Origin of the sequence: Streptomyces monomycini (genome assembly GCF_022271435.1) — a bacterium.
Classification (GTDB): Bacteria; Actinomycetota; Actinomycetes; order Streptomycetales; family Streptomycetaceae; genus Streptomyces; species Streptomyces monomycini.
This window is the reverse complement of sequence record NZ_JAFIQY010000021.1, coordinates 47167-66541: the sequence shown is the minus strand read 5'-3', so window position 1 is coordinate 66541 and position 19375 is coordinate 47167. Positions and strand designations below refer to the sequence as shown.

Sequence of the window (19375 nt, the reverse complement as noted above, 5' to 3'; positions counted from 1 at the left end):
TCTCGCTCTCGCGGAACCGGAATGAGGTCCCGTTGCGCCGGTTTTTCTCCGCCGTCTTCCTGGTGATTGCCCTGACCGTACTCAGGAAGGCGCAGGACGTGCGGGTGTGGTGGCAGGCGCGGCGGGCACGTCAGGCGCTCGCGCGAAAACGCGACGGGGCCGGGCCACCGCGCCGATAGAAGAAGGCGGCGCTCGCCGCGGCTGTGTCCGCCGCGTCATCCGCGTCCTCCGCGTCCTGCGCGCCGGCGCGAACACCGCGGCCAGTGCACAGAATCAGCGCACGAGTCCAGCACCGGACCGGGACAAAAGTGAGCTTGTCACGTCTTCCGATGTGACACCGCGCGGTATTCTTCGGGTACTTGCCGTGCGGCAAGGTCACGAGGTGTCGGCGTGAGGCACAGGTGTGCGCGCCTTTGAGGCAGGGTCCACAGCGCCGTCGTGCCCTGCGCCTGGGGTCCGGTAAGTGGAACGAGGTCGGGGCATGGCTGCAGAGACGGCGGGCGACAACGCACGTCCGGTGTCGCGGACGAGGTCGGGGCGTACGGGAGGAAGAGTCGGCGAGCCGGAGCTGCGGCAGCTGCTCGCGGGGCTGACGGCCGTACGCGACGGGAACTTCGGGACCCGTCTGCCGGAGGAGGACGACGGGCTGCTCGGCGAGATCGCCACCGTCTTCAACGGCATGGTCGACCAGCTGTCCCAGTTCACCTCGGAAGTGACCCGGGTGGCACGGGAGGTCGGCAGCGAGGGCCGGCTCGGCGGTCAGGCCGAGGTCCCGGGGGTCTCCGGCACCTGGGCCGATCTGACCGACTCGGTGAACGTCATGGCCGGCAACCTGACCACCCAGGTGCGCGACATCGCGCAGGTGGCCACCGCGGTCGCCCGGGGCGACCTGTCGCAGAAGATCGACGTTGACGCGCAGGGCGAGATCCTGGAGCTGAAGAACACCGTCAACACGATGGTCGACCAGCTCTCCGCCTTCGCCGACGAAGTCACCCGCGTCGCCCGCGAGGTCGGCAGCGAGGGGCGGCTCGGCGGTCAGGCCGAGGTGCCCGGGGTGGGCGGCACCTGGCGGGACCTGACCGACTCGGTCAACTTCATGGCCGGAAACCTCACGTCCCAGGTACGCAACATCGCTCAGGTGACCACGGCGGTCGCCCGGGGCGACCTGTCGCAGAAGATCACCGTGGACGCCCGCGGCGAGATCCTGGAACTGAAGACGACCATCAACACGATGGTCGACCAGCTCTCCGCCTTCGCCGACGAAGTCACCCGCGTCGCCCGGGAAGTCGGCACCGAAGGACGGCTCGGCGGCCAGGCTCAGGTGCCCGGGGTGGGCGGCACCTGGCGGGACCTGACCGACTCGGTCAACTTCATGGCCGGAAACCTCACGTCCCAGGTGCGTTCGATCGCGGCGGTCGCGACCTCGGTGGCCCAGGGCGACCTGTCGCAGAAGATCACCGTGGACGCCCGCGGCGAGATCCTGAAGCTGAAGAACACCATCAACACGATGGTCGACCAGCTCTCCGCCTTCGCCGACGAAGTCACCCGCGTCGCCCGCGAGGTCGGCACCGAAGGACGGCTCGGCGGCCAGGCCGACGTCAAGGGCGTCTCCGGCACGTGGAAGGACCTGACCGAGTCCGTCAACGTGATGGCGGACAACCTCACGGCCCAGGTGCGTTCCATCGCCGAGGTCACCACCGCCGTGGCGCAGGGCGACCTGTCGCAGAAGATCCGCGTGGACGCCCGGGGCGAGATCCTGGAACTGAAGAGCACCATCAACACGATGGTCGACCAGCTCTCGGCCTTCGCCGACGAGGTCACCCGCGTCGCCCGCGAGGTCGGCACCGAAGGCAACCTCGGCGGGCAGGCCACCGTACGGGGCGTGTCGGGCACCTGGAAGGACCTGACCGACAACGTCAACGTGATGGCCTCCAACCTGACCGGCCAGGTGCGTTCGATCGCCCAGGTGGCCGCCGCGGTCGCCAAGGGCGACCTGTCGCAGAAGATCATGGTGGAGGCGAAGGGCGAGGTCGCCGCGCTGGCCGGCGTGATCAACACGATGGTCGACACGCTGTCCGCCTTCGCCGACGAGGTGACGCGGGTGGCCCGCGAGGTCGGCACCGAAGGAATGCTCGGCGGCCAGGCCCGGGTACCGAACGTCGCCGGTACGTGGAAGGACCTGACCGACAACGTCAACTCGATGGCCAACAACCTGACCGGCCAGGTGCGCAACATCGCCCAGGTCACCACGGCCGTGGCCAACGGTGACCTGTCCAAGAAGATCGACGTCGATGCCCGCGGCGAGATCCTGGAACTGAAGACCACCATCAACACGATGGTCGACCAGCTGTCCTCCTTCGCCTCCGAGGTCACCCGCGTGGCGCGCGAGGTCGGCAGCGAGGGGCGGCTCGGCGGTCAGGCCGAGGTCGAGGGCGTGTCGGGCACCTGGAAGCGCCTGACGGAGAACGTCAACGAGCTGGCGGGCAACCTCACCCGGCAGGTACGGGCCATCGCCGAGGTGACCAGCGCGGTCGCCGAGGGCGACCTGACCCGCTCCATCACGGTGGACGCCTCCGGCGAGGTCGCCGAGCTGAAGGACAACATCAACTCCATGGTGCGGTCCCTGCGCGAGACCACCCGGGCCAACCAGGAACAGGACTGGCTCAAGAGCAACCTGGCCCGCATCTCCGGGCTGATGCAGGGCCACCGGGACCTGGCGGTCGTCGCCGAGCTGGTCATGGACGAGCTGACGCCGCTCGTCTCGGCCCAGTACGGCGCCTTCTACCTGGCCGAGGAGAACGGGCAGGGCACCGTGCTCCGGCTCGTCGGCGCCTACGGCCGGCCCGCCGACAGTACGGGGCACGACCGCTTCGGGCTGGGCGAGTCCCTGGTCGGCCAGGCCGCCCGCAGCCGCCGGACGATCGTCGCCGACGGCGTGCCGGCCGACTACATCAGCATCTCCTGCGGCCTGGGCCAGACGGCGCCGGGCAGTCTGATCGTGCTGCCGATCATCGTCGAGGACCAGATCCTCGGCGTCATCGAGCTGGCGTCCTTCACCCTCTTCACACCGGTGCACCAGGACTTCCTCGAACAGCTCATGGAGATGGTGGGCGTCAACGTCAACACCATCGTCGCCAACGCCCGTACCGACGAGCTGCTGGACGAGTCGCAGCGGCTGGCCGGGGAGCTGCAGGCCCGCTCCGGGGAGCTGACCCGGCAGCAGGAGGAGCTTCAGCGTTCCAACGCCGAGCTGGAGGAGAAGGCGGAACTGCTCGCCTCGCAGAACCGCGACATCGAGACCAAGAACCTGGAGATCGAGCAGGCGCGGCAGGAGCTGGAGGACCGGGCGCGGCAGCTGTCGCTCGCGTCGAAGTACAAATCGGAATTCCTGGCCAACATGAGCCACGAGCTGCGGACCCCGCTCAACAGCCTGCTCATCCTGGCGCAGTTGCTGGCGCAGAACCCGACGCGCAACCTCACGCCCAAGCAGGTCGAGTACGCGGGCATCATCCACTCGGCGGGCTCGGACCTGCTCCAGCTCATCAACGACATCCTCGACCTGTCGAAGGTCGAGGCGGGCAAGATGGACATCACCCCGGAGCGGGTGGCGCTGCGGCAGCTCCTGGACTACGTCGAGGCGACGTTCCGGCCGCTGACCACGCAGAAGAGCCTCGATTTCAGCATCAGTGCCGCGGCCGGGGTGCCGGTGGACCTGCTGACCGACGACGCGCGGCTGCGCCAGGTCCTGCGCAACCTGCTGTCCAACGCGGTCAAGTTCACCGAGCAGGGCAGCGTCGAGCTGCGGATCGAGCCCGCCGCCGACAGGGAGCTGCCCGACACCGTCCTGCGCGGCGGCCCCGTGGTCGCCTTCCGGGTCCAGGACACCGGTATCGGCATCGCCGAGCAGCAGCTGGACGTGATCTTCGGGGCGTTCCAGCAGGCGGACGGCACCACCAGCCGCAAGTACGGGGGCACCGGCCTCGGGCTGTCCATCAGCCGGGAGATCGCGCACCTCCTGGGCGGTGCCGTGACCGCCGAGAGCACGCCCGGGCAGGGCAGCGCCTTCACCCTCTATCTGCCGGTCGCGCGCGCCGACTTCCAGGAGCAGACCGGTGCGGTCCCTGCCCTGGAGGCGGCGGCGGACGCGCGGGACGAGGAGCGCGAGAGCCAGCCGCGCACCCCCGTCGCGGCCCCCGCGCAGCCGCGCCGGCTGCTGGTGATCGAGGAGCGGGCCCGCGGGCTGCTCTCCCATGTGGCCGACAGCGCGGTCGCCGAGTTCACCGGCGGCCAGGATCTGGGCGACCGCCAGGAGAGCATCGAGGTCGTCTCCGCGGTCGGTGCCCAGGAAGCCGCCGGGGCGCTGGCCGCCGGACCGTTCCACTGCGTGGTGCTCGATCTGGACATGACCGACGGCGAGGCGCTGCGGTTCCTCGACGCGATGGACGGAGACGCGGCCGTACGGACCGTCGCCGTCCTCGCGCACAACAGCAGGCGCCTGGAGGCGGAGCAGGAACGCGTCCTGCAGGCGCGCGCCAGCACCCAGCCGCTGGAGCTGCTCTCCAGCCTCGACGAGCTGCGTGAGCGCATCGCCCTGCACCTGTCGGCCGAGCAGCCCGGTGACGTCCTGCCGCTGGTGCGGCCGGAGGAGCCCGTGCAGCAGGCTCCCCAGCCCGTCGACGACAGCCTCAACGGCCGTACGGTCCTCGTCGTCGACGACGACGCCCGCAACCTGTACGCGCTCAGCAGCATCCTGGAACTGCACGGCCTGACCGTCCGGCACGCGGAGGACGGGCGCAAGGGGATCGAGACGCTGATCGAGCACCCGGACATCGACCTGATCCTGATGGACGTGATGATGCCCGAGATGGACGGCTACACCGCGACCGCGCGGATCCGGCAGATGCCGGCCCACGCCCATCTGCCCATCATCGCCGTCACGGCCAAGGCCATGCCCGGGGACCGGGAGAAGAGCCTCGCCTCCGGCGCCACCGACTACGTCACCAAGCCGGTGGACACCAACGACCTGATCTCCTGTGTCCGCAGGTGGCTGGCCTCCTGAGGGAGGTGTCCGGACGGCCGGGCACCTCCCCGACCCGCTCACGAAACGCACCTCTCGCTTCGAAGAATCGGCAGCATCATGAGCACTTATGAGCACGTCGGCACCCCGTCCGGGGACGGCGTCTCGCCGGGGTCCGGGTCCGGCCGGGACCAGGTACCGCCGGTGCCCGCCGACGCCCTGTCCGCGCAGGCGTTGCCGGCGGCCGGCCCCGCCCCGGCAGGCGCCCGGCCCGGACAGATATCCGCCGTCGGCCGCCTGGCCGCCACGGTCGAGCGGCTGCGCAGCGAAGTACAGGCGGCGCACGCGGCGGCCGACGGGCGTGCCCTGATCGAACTCGCCAAGGGCGTCCTGATCGAGCGGCTGCACTGCGGGCCGGCGCAGGCGACCCGGCAGCTCGCCGAGCTCGCGGAGCAGGCCGATGTCTCCCAGCTGGAGCTGGCCGTGGACATCATCAACCAGGCGGCCCACGACCGCGTGGCGGACATCGCCGACGCCTTCCTGCGGAGCACCCGGACCGGGCGGGGCGGGACGGACCCGGCCGTCGCGGTACGGCTGCGTACGGCCGAGAGCGCCGCGCTGGCCGCCGACGACACCCAGGCCGTCGCCGACTCCCTGCTGCAGCACGCGCTGGCGCCGCTGGGCGCGACGGCCGTCGCCATCTGGGCGGCGGGCTCGGACATGTCGCTGACCCTGGCCGGCCATGCGGGGTTCCCCGCCGACGAGGCGGTGCGCTGGCGCTACGTACCCCCCGGCGTGGTCACCGTCGCCCGCCAGGCGCTGACCGAACGGGACACCGTCCGGTTCGTCTCCCTGGCCGAGACGGGCATCCCGTCGATCGGCCACACCCACCACCCGCACGGCGGCCGGATGGCACTGCCCGCCGGCACCGGCGGCCGTATCCACGGTGTCCTGGAGATCTGCTGGCAGCAGCCGCTCCCCGCGCAGCCGCCCGTGATCATGCGCCAGATCGAGGCGCTGGCCCAACTGTGCGCCCACACCCTCGAAGACACCCCGGCCCCCCAGGGGCGCGGCCCGTCCGCCGCCCGGCACTCCCCCGCCGTGGCCGAGCTGGTGGACCTGGCGGACGGCCTCCACGACCCGGCGCTCGTCCTCACCCCGCATCTCGGGGCCGACGGCCACCTGACCGACTTCCGCATCCACCACGTCAACGACCGCTTCATGGACCCGGCGGGCCGGCCCCGCGGTTTCGTCAACGGCGCGCTGCTGCTGGAGGCGTACCCGATGGCCGCCGACGAGAGCGAACTCTTCGACAAGGTCCAGCGCGTCTATGCCACGGGAGAGCCCTTCCGCGCCCGGCGGACGACCCTGACCGCACTGGTGGACCAGGTGCCGCTGGCCGCCGTCGCCGACATCAGCGTCAGCCGGCACGGGAACAGCGTGCTGCTCATCTGGCGTATCGAGGACGAGACCGCCCGGCTCGCCAGCCTCCTCCAGCACGCCCAGCGCCTCGGCCGTATCGGCGGTTTCGAGGAGAACCTGCTGACCGGCGAGATCACCTGGAACGGTCAGCTCTTCGCCCTCTACGGACGGCCGGCCACCGACACCCCCGTGTCCCTGCACGACCTGGCCGCCCACGCGCACCCGGACGACAGCATCGCCATCGGCCGCTTCCAGCGCGCCGTGCTGCACCACCGGCGCCCGGCCTCGGCCGCCTTCCGCCTCCGGCGGCCCGACGGCGTCACGCGGCACATCCGGGTGATCGCCGAGCCGGTCCTCGACGCCGACGGCGGTCTGCTGTCCGTCCGCGGCGCCTACCAGGACATCTCCTCCCAGCACTGGACCGAGGTGGCGCTCGCCGCCACCCGCGACCAGCTCGCCCACACCGAGCAGCAGTCCGCCGAGCGCAACCGCCTCGCGCTCCAGCTCCAGCAGGCCATCATGCCGCCGAGCCGCGGCCCCATGCGCGCTCCCGGCCTGCAGATCGCCGTACGCTACCGGCCCGCGGAGACCGAGTCCCTGGTGGGCGGCGACTGGTACGACGCCGTCGTCCTGCCCTCCCGGCGCGTCCTGCTGTGCGTCGGTGACATCGCGGGGCACGGCATCGAGGCCGCCACCGGCATGGTGGTGCTGCGCAACGCCCTGCGCGGCCTCGCCGTCACCGGAGCCGGCCCGGGGCAGCTGCTGTCCTGGCTGAACATCGTGGCCCACCATCTCACCGACCAGGTCTCCGCCACGGCCGTCTGCGGCGTGTACGACCCCGGGACCCGCACCCTGCGCTGGGCGCGGGCCGGGCATCTGCCGCCGGTGCTGGTCCGCGGTCACGAGGCGAGCAGGCTGCCGCTGGTCCGCGGGCTGCTCCTGGGAGCGCTCCCGGAAGCCACGTACGAGGAGGCGGTGCTCCAGCTGGAGGCGGACGACACCCTGCTGATGTACACGGACGGCCTGGTCGAGCGGCGGGACACCGCCATCCACGAGTCGCTGGCCCAGCTGCTCGCCACCGCGCAGGCTCCCGCGGCCTCTCTGGAGCACCGGCTCGACCGCCTGCTGACCCACAGCAAGTCCGACACGGACGACGACACCTGCCTCATCGGCGTACAAGTGGTCTGAGGCGGTTCCGACGTGGCGCGGGCCGGGGCGGTTCCGGTCCGCGCTGTCACACCCCTTCGACGGCCGGCAGCCCGAACTCGGCTTCCGGGGTCCGGAAGAGGACCTGCCAGGTCTTGAACTCGATGTTGGTGTGCAGGGCGATCGTCTGTGCACCGTCGGCCGTGCCGACGACGGCGAAGTGGGAGCCCTGCATGCTGCCGCCCAGGCCGCGGAGCGTGTGGCCGCCGGTCACCGCCGGGTCCAGTTCGAACACGCGCAGGCCGTACGCGGCGTGCGGCATCCAGTGGGCGCCCTCGGTGGAGACCAGGGACCACATCGCACGGTGCTGGGGTTCCGGCAGCAGGCCGCCGGAGACGAAGGCGTCGCAGACCTTGATCATCTCGCTGGTCATGGAGATGACGTTGCCGGCCGACCAGGCCCAGGAGCTGTTGTACTCGGTGGTGTCCAGGAGCGGCAGGCCGGGCTCCTCGAACATCGACTCCCGGTTCTTCGCGGTGACGTCGGCGGGGTCGACGCCGCCCATTGGAGCCCGACGATTCCAGCAGCTCGCCGTCAGGGAGGGCTTTGCGCAGCCGATAGACCAACGCGTGCAGGGAGTTGAGCGCGTCGGCGGGAGGCCGCGTGCTCCACAGGCCGTCGATGAGCGCGGCGGGCGTCACCAGGTCGCCCGCCGCGAGGGCCAGCCGGCCCAGCAGCATGCGCGGTCTGGCGCCCCCGATGCCGACCGGTGTCCCGTCGCCGTCGAAGACCCGTACCGGTCCGAGCACCGCTATCCGCATTCCCACCGGCCCAGTATCCCGGACCGGTGGGCGCGCGGTGCGAGGGGGAGAGCCGGCGGCCGGTGTGCCGTCGGCGGTGTTCGCCGTGCGGGCTTTCCGGCGCGCGGAGTTGCTTGCGTCGAATCCCGGAAGCCCTGGGAATCGAATCTCTGAGGAAACGTTCACGCACAGCGTCCACCCTCCGGATCTCGCGTAACCACTGTTCACCCGGCGGCCTTTCGGCAATGCTGGTCCGGCCGTGGCTTTTCGGGCAGCGTGCCACCTCGGGGGAAACATGTTCTACAAACGCGAAGTGATCAATGTCCAGGTCAGCCGGCGGGTCCTGTGGGTCGGCGCCGCGGCGTACCCGCTGCACAACATCGCCTGTGTGACGACGGTCAAGCTGAAGCCCAGGCTCTGGCTGATCCTCAAGCGCGTGGGGCCCTGGGGCTTCGCCGCATGCGCCGCGTTCATGGCCGTACTGCTGTTCAGCAGCGGCGGGCGCGTCGCCCTCGTCGAGCTCGTCGCCCCGCCCGTGCTCGCCGGCGTGGCCGTGCTGGTCGTCTCCGTCCTCGTGCGGCTGATCATGGCAGTGACGCGGAGCAGGCTGCACCGGCTCAACATCGAGACGGCGGGCGCGCCGTACGCCGTCCTGACGAGTCCCGACAAGAATCTGGTGGCCCAGATATCGCACGCGATCACGGACGCGATCGACAATCCGCAGGCGGAGTTCCAATTCCAGGTGGAGAACTTCCATGTCGGCGACACCATCAAGCAGTTCGGCAATCAGAACACGGGCAAGGTGACCCGATGAGCGAATCCCCGCACTTCGGCGACAGGATATTCCAGGTCGGCAACGGCAATACGGGCAAGGTGCAGGGTCCGGTGACGTACGGCGATGTCGTGGGTTCGTCACTGGCCTGGGGTGACGGCTCGGAGAACTCCGCCCGTACGGACGGGCGGAAGGTCGCCCCGGAATTCGAGGCCCTGGTCGAAGCCGTCGCCGACACCCTGCGCCAGTTGCGTTCCCTGGCCGTCGCGGAGGAGGTCCTGGACGATGCCGCAGCCATCGAAGCGGCCATCCTCGACGAGGCCGGCCGGGACCGACCGGACCGCGGCGCGGTACGGCGCGCGGTGGCGGCGCTCAAGGGGTGTCTGGCCCCGATCGCCGTCGGGGCGGTCGCGGCCGGGGCCGCCGCGGGCGGTGACGAGACGGCGCGGCTGCTGATCGAGCGCCTCGGTGGTGCGTTCTGAGACTGCGACGCGCCGGGTGTTCGACGGAGTGCGGGGGCGTACCGCAGGCAGGTGGCCCTTCGGCCACCTGCCCGTACACCGGTGCCTCAGCCCCCGCACACCCCGTCGCAGTTCTGCTGCCACAGCCACCCGCAGCCCGACGCCTGCGGGGTGCAGGGCACGGAGTTGCCGCAGGAGCTGCAACCGCTGGCCCCCTTGTGACAGTCGCAGTTCATCAGCAGGCGGGACCCCCCGGAGGCGTCGGGGGCGGACGGCTCGGCCGGGCCGAGCACCCCGAGCGCGGCGAACGACACGTCGGGGCCCAGCACCGCCAGCGACTCTTCCCGCAGCCGGTCGACGTCCGCCGCCGACCAGGCACCGCTCCCGGCGAAGACAGCCGGTACCGCCGCGGCGACCTTCTCCAGCATCGCCGCCCGCGGCTTCGACAGCTCGGGGTGTGCCGTCCGGTACCGCTGTACGTGCTCCAGCCACAGGCCGGCCTTCGCCCGGTCCGGGATACGGGCGTACACGGCCCTGCGCTGCGGCATCGGCAACGCGGCCACTTCGCGGTAGCCGGTGGGGAGCCGTTCGAGCCCGGCGGCCCATTCCTCGGCGCCGGCAGCCGTCATCCGGCGCCCGGGCGAGGCCATGGCCGGGGCGGCGAGACCGCCGGAGACCAGGAACGCGCCCAGCGCCAGGCCCGGCACGGCCTTGAGCAGCCTGCGCCGGTCACCGTGCACGAGCACGTCGGTCCGGTTCAGGGCCCGCACCACCCGCAGGGAACCGACCGGCCCCAGCAGGCGGCACAGCCGGACCGACAGCGCCGGGCCCGTCCACGCCCGTACCCGGTCGCCCTGCACCGCCAGGAGCGTGGGGACGAACGGCGGGTCGTCGCCCAGTGCCTGGTGCCGCAGAGCGCGTACGGGTGCGTCCCCGAGCCCCACCATCGTCAGCCGGTGGTCCACCAGGCCGCCGATATCCCCGGCCACCTCGCTGCACGTGCCACAGCCCGCGTCGAACGCCAATAACCACTCCGTCATGGCCACTCCCCTGCTCGCACCGGCACTGCCGCCCCATGCATACCCGGCTTCCCCGCACACCAGCCCCGGCAGCACGCGCAGGTTTCAGGCACCGGGTTCAGGCACGCGGCGCGGTGTCGCGAGGTGTCAGGAGCATCCGGATGTCGTCGCGCGCCCACAGCACGAAGCGCTCGACCGGTGTCACCCGGTGCCCGGGCGCGGGCCGGAAGCGGAAGCGTTTGAGCAGGACGGCCAGGACCAGTTCGGCCTCGACCATGGCGAGACCGGCGCCCTCGCAGCTGCGCGGTCCGATGCCGAACGGGATGTAGGCCAGCCGCGGCCGCCCGGCCACTTCCTGCGGGGCGAACCGCTCGGGGACGAACTTCTCGGGCTCCGGCCAGTGGTCGGGGTTCATGTGCACGGCCCAGAACGGGTAGAAGACCGTGGTCCCCGCCGGGAGTTCGTAGGCGCCCAGGACGAGCGGCTCGGTCGTCTCCCGCGCGCCGTACGGGCCGGGCGGGTAGAGCCGCATCGCTTCCTTCAGGACCATGTCCAGGTAGGTGAGGTGCCGCAGGTCGGCGTACTCGGGCACGGCGCGGTCACCGAGTACGCGGTCCAGTTCGGCGGCGACCCGCTCGGCCGCCTCCGGGTGGCGGCCCAGGAGGTGCAGGGTCCAGGAGACGGCAACTCCGGTGGTGTGGTGGGCGGCGAGCAGCGTCACCATGACGGTGTCGCGGATGCGCGCGGGCCGCTCACCGGCCTCGACGAGCGCCCCGATGAGATCGCTGCGGTCCGCGCGGCCTCCGGAGCGGTGCGCCGCGACCACCCGGTCCACCGTGGCGCGCAGGTAGGTGAGGGCCCGGGCCGCCCGCTCGGCACGTTCCTCTTCCGTGCCCGGTACCGGCACCTGGTAGAGCCGTCCCAGGTACTCGGTGAGCACCTCCTCGAAGGCGGCGACGACGCCGTCCGGGTCCGCGGCCTCGCCTTCCAGCGCGTAGGCGCAGATCATCCGCAGCGACAGCGCGGTGAGGTCCTTCTGCAAGGCGACGGGCCCGTGGCCTGCCCGCTCGCCCCAGTGGTCCGCGAGTCCGGCCGCGAGTGCGGTGAACCGTTCGACGTGCCGCTCGTGGGAGGGGCGTCCGGCCAGCACCGACAGCAGGACACGCCGCCAAGGGGTGTGTTCCTCGGCCGGCAGCACCTGCAAGTTGCCTGCCTCGCACAGGGGGGCCAGGAACTCGAACAGCCGCTCCGGACGTTTGTCGATGTGGGCCGTGGCTTCCAGCAGTACGGGGTCGGCGACCGACACGGCCGTCTCGGCGCCCGGCAGCTGGAACCGTACGACGGGGCCGTATTCGGCGTGCAGCCGCAGCTGGTAGGTGTGCAGCCCGCCCGCCGCGGCGACCGCGCCCACCCCGCCGTCCGGCCGGGGCTCGGGTCCGGGGATCCGCATGGCCAACGCCTCCTGACTGACAGCCCGGCCCCGCCGCGCGGAGTGGCCCGCACGGCGGGAGTGAGCCTCCATCATCGTCCGTTCGGGGCGGTGGGGAGGCGCCGGTGACCGATCAGAGGCGGAAGGTGGTCACGACGGCCAGGTGGTCGGAGGGCCAGTCCGGGCCGCCGCCGAACGTCCTGGAGTCGGTGGGCTCCAGGGAACCGCCCCGGTGCAGGATGAAGTCGATACGGTCCTGCGGCTCCGGCTTGTTGCCGTAGTCGCTGTTCTTCTTGGTCACGGGGGACCAGGTTTCGCCGGGTACCTTCGCAGGGTCGGGGTGGAGTTGGCGGAAGGAGTCCTTGAAGCCCTGTCCGGCGAACGCCTTGGGGGCGGGCCAGGCGACCGCCGAATTGCAGTGTCCGGACTTGGTCGCCTCGGTCCAGTCGAGGTGGGAGGGGGTGTTGAAGTCCCCCGCCACGATGGCCGGTGAGGATCCGGTCCACTTCGCTATCGCCTCTGCCTGGGCCTTCCGGCTCGCCTCGTCGGCGTAGATCTGCTGGTAACTGTCCTGGTCGAAGCAGGCGTTGTACGGGCCGTACTTGGTGTAGTCGAGGTGGATCGAGTACACCCACACGCCCTGGATCTTCGCGGCGATCGCCTTCGCGCCGGACTCCTTCTCGGAGAACGCGTCCGTCTTCTCGACCGGCTTCCTGCTGAGCAGGTCGACATCCGTCCCGCTGGCCGTGTAGTGCTTCCATCCCAGTTTGCCCGCCATTTCCTTGGCGACGGGGCTCGACGACTCCTGCAAGGCCACGACGTCGGCGCCCGAGTCCTTGATCTGCCGCACGATCTTGTTGACGCCGTCCGGCACTTTCGCGCCACCGTGCCAGGTGTTCAGGCTCATCACCTTCAGGGCCTGCGCGGCCTTCCCGGGCTGCGGCGAGGTGTTCCGTTCCGTGCCGGTCCCGCCGGTGGCGGCCACCGCTGTCGCCGCCACCGCGAGGGCGGCCACGCCGCCGCACAGTCCGAAGGCGAGCCGCCGCTTGCCGCTCAGCGGCTTCCGGACGTCCGAGGGCTCCGCGCTCCTGCTCATGTGTACTCGTTCCTCTTGGGTGCCGGACGAGCCGGCTGGTGGTGGGGGAAGAAGCCCGCTGGCGGACCACATCGGCCCCAGGGCTCCCAGCGGCACCTCTAGCCGACGACGCGGAGGCTCAAACCAGCCACCGGGCCCGGCGAGTGGATCTGTTGCAGGACCGTGACGCCCCCTCCCCACCTGACATGTGTGAACCGGGGCACGGGCGGTGTACTGCACGGCAGGACCCCTGGTGACAGGCTCCCGCGGGCCGCGGCCCCCGTACTGCACACCGCCCGCGCCTGTCAGCGGCACCAATCCGGACAACCACCCGGACCTCCCTGTTGCGGTGGCGGGAACGCCTCTACGCTGATGTGCGCAGTCGGTTCGCGCCACTCTCCGTGGGGCGTCGTAAGAGGGAACCCGGTGGAAATCCGGGACTGTCCCGCAGCGGTGAGTGGGAGCGAAAGCCACCGATACAGCACCGGACCCGGACGAGGGGTGCGGGAAACGGTGGCCGGTAGCTGTTGCCGGAAGGCCCGGCCGACGTGCCCATGAGTCCGGATACCTGCCACTGCGCGCGTGCGAGCGAGAACGGACGCACGCGCTGTCCACGGTGACCGCGAGGGCTGGGTCGGTGGTACAGGCGGAGCCATGCGCGTACCGGCGCGGCCGCCCTCTCACTCACCGGTCGAAATCCTCGGACCGGGTGCGGCGAGAGAGGGCGTGTTCGTGACCGAGGAATACCGCAGGGAATGTCTCCGGGGCGGCCGACGACCCGGCGCGGCACGGCCGTTGTACGGTGCGCGATGCTGACCACCCCCGGCGGCGACCCGGCACGCTGGGTCTCCGGCGTCTGCCAGGGCACCCTGGGCGAGCTGTTCCAGGGCCCGCTGCGTCCCGGCGGCGACGCGGACATCGCCATCGTCTCGTTCCCCGTGGACCGCCACTCCTGGGTGTACTTCGCGCCGGGCGCCGGCCCCGGCGACGAGCCGCCCGGCGAACCGCCCCTCGGCGCGAAGGCGGCGACGGCCGCGCGGCTCTTCCTGGAGCACTTCGGCCTGACGCTGCCGCCGGGCCGGTGGAGCACCCACTCGGACCTGCACGTCGGGGTGGGCATGGCCAGCTCGACGGCGGACATCGTGGCGACCCTGCGCTGCCTGTTCCGGGTCTTCTCGCTGCCGTACGACACCGGGGCCGTCCTTCGCGTCCTGGCGGCGATAGAGCGGGCCGACAGCGTGTTCCTCGACGAGTTCGCGCTCCATCTGAGCGGACGGCACCGGGTCGTACGGCGGCTGGGCACCGGCATCGGTTTCCACACCGCCTTCGTCATGGAGCCGGGCACGGTGGACACCGCCGCGGTCACGCCGCTGCTGCGGCGGCACTACCGGCGCTGTGCCACGGAGTACGAGCGGTGTCTGACCGACCTCCTGAAGGGCTTCGCCTCCGGCGACCCGGCAGCCGTGGCCCGGGCCGCGACCTTCAGCAGTGTGCTCTCCCAGGAGGTGCTGCCCAAGCACACCTTCGAAACCGTGCTGGCCCACCGCGAGGAATTCGGCGCGGACGGCGTCTTCGTCGCCCACACCGGATCGCTGGTGGGTTACCTCTTCAGCGGCCGGCCGGCGCCGTCCCTGAAGGGCGAGCTGTCCGCCTTCTTCCGTTCGCTCGGTCACCAGTGCTCTTTCGCCCAAGGAGGCTACGCGTGACACATCCCCACAGAGCCGACGCCCATCCCCACATAGCCGACGCCCTCAAGATCCCCGACCTCGTCCGGCTCACGGACGGCATGGTGCTGCTGCGGTTCGAGTCGATGAAGATCTACTCCGCGCTGGCGGCCGTCCGCCAACTGCTCGACCAGGGCACCATCCGTACCGGGCAGACCCTGATCGACAGCTCCAGCGGCATCTACGCCTACGCCCTGGCGCTGGCCTGCCACCGCTACGGACTGCGCTGCCACATCGTGGGCTCGACCACCGTCGACGCCACCACCCTCGCCCAGCTGGAGATACTCGGCGCGACGGTCGAGCAGGTCAGACCGTCGCAGAACCTCAAGCTCGACCAGGAGATGCGGGTACGGCGGGTACGGGAGATCCTCGCCGAACGGCCCGGCGTCCACTGGATGCGCCAGTACCACGACGACATCCACTACCTGGGCTACCAGGAGGTCGCGGACCTGGTGGCCACGGCTCTGCCGGACCACAGCCTGACCGTCGTCGGCGGCGTCGGGTCGGGCGCCTCGACCGGCGGCCTCGTGAGGCATCTGCGCCGCCGTGATCCCGGCGTCCGGCTGGTCGGGGTGCAGCCGTTCGGCAGCGTCACCTTCGGGAGCCAGGACCACCACGACCCGGAAGCCATCATCGCCGGCATCGGTTCCTCGATCCCCTTCGACAACGTCCGCCACCACCTGTACGACGCGGTCCACTGGATGGACTTCACCCACGCCATGTCCGGCGCCGTCGCCCTGCTGCGCGAGCACGCCGTCTTCGCCGGGCTGTCCACCGGCGCCGCGTACCTGACCGCCACCTACGAGTCCCGCCGCCACCCCGACCGGCTCCACCTGGTGATCGGTGCCGACACCGGCCACCGCTACGTGGAACGGGTGTACGCCCGCCACCGGGAGGCCGCGGACCTGGCCGCACTGAAGCCGACGGAGGTCGGCAGCCCCGAGGAGATGACCATGCCCTGGTCGACGATGGCGTGGAACCGCGCCCCCTGGCCGTCCCCCCGGAAGGAGGCCCGCGCATGACCGTGGTCTGCCTGGAATCGCTCACCTTCGGACTGGGCCACCTGTCGCGCGCCGCCGCCCGGCTGGGCGAGCCCCTGCGGCTGCTGACCCGCGATCCCGCGTATTACGCCTATGAGTTGGAGCGGCTGCCCGCGGGCGCCGTCGATGTGGTGGAGACCGAGACCTTCGACACGGAACTGGTGGCGGAGCAGCTCGGCCGTACCCCTGACCTGCGGGGGCTGATCAGCTCGACCGACACCTGGATGCTGGTCGGCGCCGAACTCACCGCCCGCTTCGGGCTGCCCGGCCTCGCCCCGGCGGTGCTGCGGCTGACCCGGGACAAGGCCGCCGTACGCGACCGGCTGTTCGAGGCCGGGCTGACCCGGGCCCGCGCCGCCGAAGCGGACCGTGGCGACCCGGCGACGGCCGCGCTGCTGGTGAAGACGGTGGGCCTGCCCGCGATCCTCAAGGACACCGCGGGCACCGGAAGCCAGAACGTCTGGCTCGTACGGGACGAGCGGGAGCTGGACGCGGCACTGGCCGAGGCCGCCGGGCGGCAGCTCAAGGGCCGCCTGTTCGCCGAACCGTACTTCTCCGGGCCGGTGTACAGCGCGGAGACCCTCACCTGGGCGGGACGGACCCGCCTGCTGGGCGTTTCCAGCCGCCTGATGTCGCCCGAGCCGCACTTCCGGGAGGAGATCACCGCGTTCCCCGTGGCCTTCCCGCAGCCGCGCCGGGACGCTCTGGAGCAGTGGCTGGACCGGGTGCTGGCCGCCGTCGGCTACACCGACCGGTTCGCCCACGTGGAGTTCGCCCTGACCACCGCCGGCCCGGAAGTGGTGGAGATCAACCCGCGGATCGGCGGCGCGCTCGTCGGTGAAGGGCTGTGCCGGGCCCTCGGTGTCAACGTGTACGAGGCGATGGTGGAAGCGGCCCTCGGCAGCCGCCCCGGACTCATGGACGCGGTACTGCCCGGCGGCCCCGCCTCGGCCTTCGTCCTCGGATACCCGGAGGAGCCGGGGGTGTTCACCGGCGTCGACGGACTCGACCGGCTGCCGGACATGCCGGGCTCCCCCGCCTGGTACCCGGTCAAGCGGACCGGCGACCCCGTCGAGCACCTGGGCGACAGCCGCGGATACGCGGGCATCGTCTACGCGGAGGCGGAAACGGCCGAACTGGCCACCCACTGCGCCGTCGCGGCGGCCAACGCCGTACGGGTGCGGACGGAGCCGTTCCGGGCAGCGGACGCGACGGGATCGGGGGATGCAGCGGGACCGGGGGATGCAGCGGGACCGGCGGACGCGGCGGGGCCGGCGGACGCGGCCGGTACGGCGGTTGGGGCTACGGTGAGCCGGGCAGGCCAGGGCTCCGGTGGCTGAACGCGTCGGCGGCGGACCGGGGTTGCGCACCGCGCTGTCCACCCTCACCGGGCCGCTGCGCTTCCTGCTGCTCAGTTCCTTCCTCATCCCGCTCGGCAGTTTCATGGTCCTGCCGTTCATGTCGGTCTTCCTGCACGAGCGGCTGGGGATGGGGCTGGGGGCGGTCGGCGTGGTGCTGGCCGCCGCGTCCCTCGTGCAGTTCTCGGGTGGGGTGCTCGGCGGTGCGCTCGCCGACCGGGTGGGGTTGCGGCGCACCATGCTCTGGGCGCTGGTGGTGCGTACGGCGGGGTTCGCGGCGTTCCTGGCGGCACTGCGGTGGCCGCCGGTGGCGGTGGCGGCGCTGATCCTGACCTGCTGCGGCGCCGCGCTGTACCTGCCGGCCAACAAGGCGTATCTGGTGCACGGGGTGGCCGAGGAGCGCCGGCCCGCGTTCCTGTCCGCGGGCAACGCGGCGCTCAACGCGGGGATGGCCGTGGGCCCGCTCGTCGCGGGGCCGTTCGTGCTGTCGTCCCCCGGCCCGCTGTTCCTCGTCGTGACGGCGCTGTTCGCCGTGGTCGCCGTGGGGCATGCGCGCCTGCCTGCGGTGGGGCCGGAAAAGGACGAGCCCGGCAGTGCGCCAGTGGCCGGCCAGGGCCTGCTCACCGGCATCGCCGTCCTCCCCTTCGTCGCCAACGGCCTGGCGTTCTACCTCTACTTCCACTTCCAGCACTACCTCGCCGTGTACGCCGTGGAGCGGGCGTCCAGCGAGTTCTACAGCCTGGTGCTGCTGACCTGCTTCGTCCTGGTCATCGTCGTCCAGCCGCTCGCGTCGGGCGCCATCCGGCGGATGAGCTACCCCCTCGCCCTGGCGATCGGGTTCGCGGGTCTGGCCGCCGGGATGGCGGTCCTGGCGGCCGGGACGCGGACCGCCCTGCTGGCGGGCGGTGTCCTGATCACGCTCGGCGACATCGTGCTCTTCCTCAAGAACGACCTGGAGGCCCTGCGCCGCAGTCCGCGCTCGGACGCCGTGGTCTTCGGACAGCAGCGGCTCGCCGCGGGGCTGGGCGCCTGTGCCAGCGGTGTGCTGGGCGGGCAGCTCTACGGCTTCGGCGAACGCGCCGGGCACGCGGGCTGGTTCTGGCTCTTCGCCGCGGCCCAGTGCGTCCTGCTGCCGCCACTTCTGCTGGCCCTGCGGCGCAGGCGCGGGACGGCTTCGGCCGCTCCCGTCACCGCCGATGCCCGCACCCCCGTCACCCCTCTCACGGACCCCACGGTCACCACGGACCACACAGCCACCACGGACCACACGGTCACCACGGTCACCACGGACCTCACGGAAGGAAAACCGGTACCCGATGACGCACACGGGCGGATTCCAGGACGATGATTTCTGGACCGAGTTCTACGACTTCCTCTTCTCCGACGGGCGCTACACCCAGGCCGAGGAACTGCTCGACACCTCACCCCTGCTGTCCTTCCCGGCCGGGGCCCGGGTGCTGGACCTGTGCTGCGGCCCGGGGGTGTTCACCGTTCCGCTCGCCCGCAGGGGCTTCGGTGTGACGGGTGTCGACCGCAGCCCGGTGATGCTGGACCGCGCCCGCAAGCGAGCCGCCGACGCCGGGGTCACCGCCCGGTACGTCCAGGCCGACATGCGGGAGTTCACCGAACCCGGGGCCTTCGACGTCGCCCTCAACATGTTCACGTCGTTCGGCTATTTCGAGGACCCCGCCGACAACGCCCGTGTGCTGCGCACGATGCACGACTGCCTGGCGCCCGGCGGGACCCTGCTCCTGGACATGGCCGGAAAGGAACTGCTGGCCCGTAAGGTCACACCGCCGAAGGTGGTGCAGCGCGGTGCCGACCTGCTGGTGCAGACCGACACCGTGCTGGACGACTGGGCGCGGCTGCGCAGCGACTGGGTGCTCGTACGGGGCGACCGGGTGACGCGTACCAGCCTGGTCTGGTTCGTCTACAGCGCCGTGGAGTTGCGGCGGATGGCCGGGGAGGCCGGCTTCCAGGAGGTGGAGATCTTCGGCGGCTTCGACGGCCGCCCGTACGACCAGGACGCCGAGCGGCTGGTGCTGCGGGCGGTCCGCGCGGCGTGAGCGGGGCGCCGGGCCGCACGGCGGGGCCCGGCGCCCGCACACCGCG

At 71.6% G+C, this 19375-nt stretch carries 13 protein-coding genes and 1 riboswitch; of the genes, 9 read left to right on the top strand and 4 right to left on the bottom strand.

The window, feature by feature from the left end; translation table 11 throughout:
• Positions 1 to 481: 481 nt before the first annotated feature.
• Positions 482 to 5059, top strand: coding sequence for a HAMP domain-containing protein (locus tag JXZ78_RS23030; protein WP_238783310.1), 4578 nt, complete (start codon positions 482 to 484; stop codon positions 5057 to 5059).
• Between the two features lie 78 nt (positions 5060 to 5137).
• Complete coding sequence (locus JXZ78_RS23025) at positions 5138 to 7627, top strand: SpoIIE family protein phosphatase (RefSeq protein ID WP_078624232.1); 2490 nt, start codon at positions 5138 to 5140, stop codon at positions 7625 to 7627.
• A 46-nt stretch (positions 7628 to 7673) separates the two neighbouring features.
• Here JXZ78_RS23025 and JXZ78_RS23020 read toward each other — a convergent pair whose 3' ends face one another.
• Positions 7674 to 8150 (bottom strand): hypothetical protein, encoded by a 477-nt coding sequence (locus JXZ78_RS23020; protein ID WP_050502431.1) that lies wholly within the window; start codon positions 8148 to 8150, stop codon positions 7674 to 7676.
• A gap of 530 nt (positions 8151 to 8680) precedes the next feature.
• On the opposite strand from JXZ78_RS23020, the gene JXZ78_RS23015 reads away from it, so the two are divergent.
• Both JXZ78_RS23015 and JXZ78_RS23010 read left to right on the top strand, forming a co-directional pair.
• Positions 8681 to 9199 (top strand): DUF6232 family protein, encoded by a 519-nt coding sequence (locus JXZ78_RS23015; protein WP_030019974.1) that lies wholly within the window; start codon positions 8681 to 8683, stop codon positions 9197 to 9199.
• The gene (locus JXZ78_RS23010; RefSeq protein ID WP_050502430.1) at positions 9196 to 9639 is read left to right on the top strand and encodes a hypothetical protein; all 444 of its coding nucleotides are present in this window, start codon (positions 9196 to 9198) and stop codon (positions 9637 to 9639) included. Before JXZ78_RS23015 ends, JXZ78_RS23010 begins: the two co-directional genes overlap by 4 nt.
• 86 nt (positions 9640 to 9725) lie before the next feature.
• Here the strand turns inward: JXZ78_RS23010 and JXZ78_RS23005 are convergent, their stop codons facing one another.
• The 3 genes from JXZ78_RS23005 to JXZ78_RS22995 all read right to left on the bottom strand — a co-directional run bounded on the left by JXZ78_RS23005 (position 9726) and on the right by JXZ78_RS22995 (position 13162).
• Positions 9726 to 10658 carry a bacteriocin fulvocin C-related protein gene (locus JXZ78_RS23005; protein WP_157851557.1) on the bottom strand — a complete coding sequence of 311 codons (933 nt, stop codon included), beginning with the start codon at positions 10656 to 10658 and terminating at the stop codon, positions 9726 to 9728.
• 97 nt (positions 10659 to 10755) lie between these two features.
• The gene (locus tag JXZ78_RS23000) at positions 10756 to 12087 is read right to left on the bottom strand and encodes a cytochrome P450 (RefSeq protein ID WP_030019971.1); all 1332 of its coding nucleotides are present in this window, start codon (positions 12085 to 12087) and stop codon (positions 10756 to 10758) included.
• 112 nt (positions 12088 to 12199) lie between these two features.
• Complete coding sequence (locus JXZ78_RS22995) at positions 12200 to 13162, bottom strand: endonuclease/exonuclease/phosphatase family protein (RefSeq protein WP_078624229.1); 963 nt, start codon at positions 13160 to 13162, stop codon at positions 12200 to 12202.
• Between the two features lie 344 nt (positions 13163 to 13506).
• Positions 13507 to 13731: riboswitch (cobalamin riboswitch) on the top strand.
• Positions 13732 to 13950: 219 nt separating this feature from the next.
• On the opposite strand from JXZ78_RS22995, the gene JXZ78_RS41105 reads away from it, so the two are divergent.
• Genes JXZ78_RS41105 through JXZ78_RS22970 form a run of 5 tightly spaced genes read left to right on the top strand, consistent with a single transcriptional unit; the run spans position 13951 to position 19329 of the window.
• A complete protein-coding gene (locus tag JXZ78_RS41105; protein ID WP_030019969.1) occupies positions 13951 to 14847 on the top strand; it encodes a GHMP family kinase ATP-binding protein in 897 nt (298 codons plus the stop codon).
• Positions 14844 to 15887, top strand: a complete 1044-nt coding sequence (locus tag JXZ78_RS22985; RefSeq protein ID WP_030019968.1) for a cysteine synthase family protein — start codon at positions 14844 to 14846, stop codon at positions 15885 to 15887. Before JXZ78_RS41105 ends, JXZ78_RS22985 begins: the two co-directional genes overlap by 4 nt.
• Entirely contained in the window at positions 15884 to 17245 is a 1362-nt protein-coding gene (locus tag JXZ78_RS22980) for an ATP-grasp domain-containing protein (RefSeq protein ID WP_078624243.1), read from the top strand. The genes JXZ78_RS22985 and JXZ78_RS22980 overlap by 4 nt, the downstream gene beginning before the upstream one ends.
• Positions 17238 to 18611 carry an MFS transporter gene (locus tag JXZ78_RS22975; protein WP_238783309.1) on the top strand — a complete coding sequence of 458 codons (1374 nt, stop codon included), beginning with the start codon at positions 17238 to 17240 and terminating at the stop codon, positions 18609 to 18611. Before JXZ78_RS22980 ends, JXZ78_RS22975 begins: the two co-directional genes overlap by 8 nt.
• Positions 18580 to 19329 (top strand): class I SAM-dependent methyltransferase, encoded by a 750-nt coding sequence (locus JXZ78_RS22970; RefSeq protein ID WP_030019965.1) that lies wholly within the window; start codon positions 18580 to 18582, stop codon positions 19327 to 19329. Before JXZ78_RS22975 ends, JXZ78_RS22970 begins: the two co-directional genes overlap by 32 nt.
• Positions 19330 to 19375: the final 46 nt, after the last annotated feature.

Bases quoted from the DNA above. Each gene is read 5' to 3' on its own strand.
- JXZ78_RS23030 (WP_238783310.1), top strand. From the start codon at position 482: ATGGCTGCAGAGACGGCGGGCGACAACGCACGTCCGGTGTCGCGGACG.
- JXZ78_RS22995 (WP_078624229.1), bottom strand. From the start codon at position 13,162: ATGAGCAGGAGCGCGGAGCCCTCGGACGTCCGGAAGCCGCTGAGCGGC.
- JXZ78_RS23000 (WP_030019971.1), bottom strand. From the start codon at position 12,087: ATGCGGATCCCCGGACCCGAGCCCCGGCCGGACGGCGGGGTGGGCGCG.
- JXZ78_RS23010 (WP_050502430.1), top strand. From the start codon at position 9,196: ATGAGCGAATCCCCGCACTTCGGCGACAGGATATTCCAGGTCGGCAAC.
- JXZ78_RS23025 (WP_078624232.1), top strand. From the start codon at position 5,138: ATGAGCACTTATGAGCACGTCGGCACCCCGTCCGGGGACGGCGTCTCG.
- JXZ78_RS22970 (WP_030019965.1), top strand. From the start codon at position 18,580: ATGACGCACACGGGCGGATTCCAGGACGATGATTTCTGGACCGAGTTC.
- JXZ78_RS23020 (WP_050502431.1), bottom strand. From the start codon at position 8,150: ATGGGCGGCGTCGACCCCGCCGACGTCACCGCGAAGAACCGGGAGTCG.
- JXZ78_RS22980 (WP_078624243.1), top strand. From the start codon at position 15,884: ATGACCGTGGTCTGCCTGGAATCGCTCACCTTCGGACTGGGCCACCTG.
- JXZ78_RS23015 (WP_030019974.1), top strand. From the start codon at position 8,681: ATGTTCTACAAACGCGAAGTGATCAATGTCCAGGTCAGCCGGCGGGTC.
- JXZ78_RS23005 (WP_157851557.1), bottom strand. From the start codon at position 10,658: ATGACGGAGTGGTTATTGGCGTTCGACGCGGGCTGTGGCACGTGCAGC.
- JXZ78_RS41105 (WP_030019969.1), top strand. From the start codon at position 13,951: ATGCTGACCACCCCCGGCGGCGACCCGGCACGCTGGGTCTCCGGCGTC.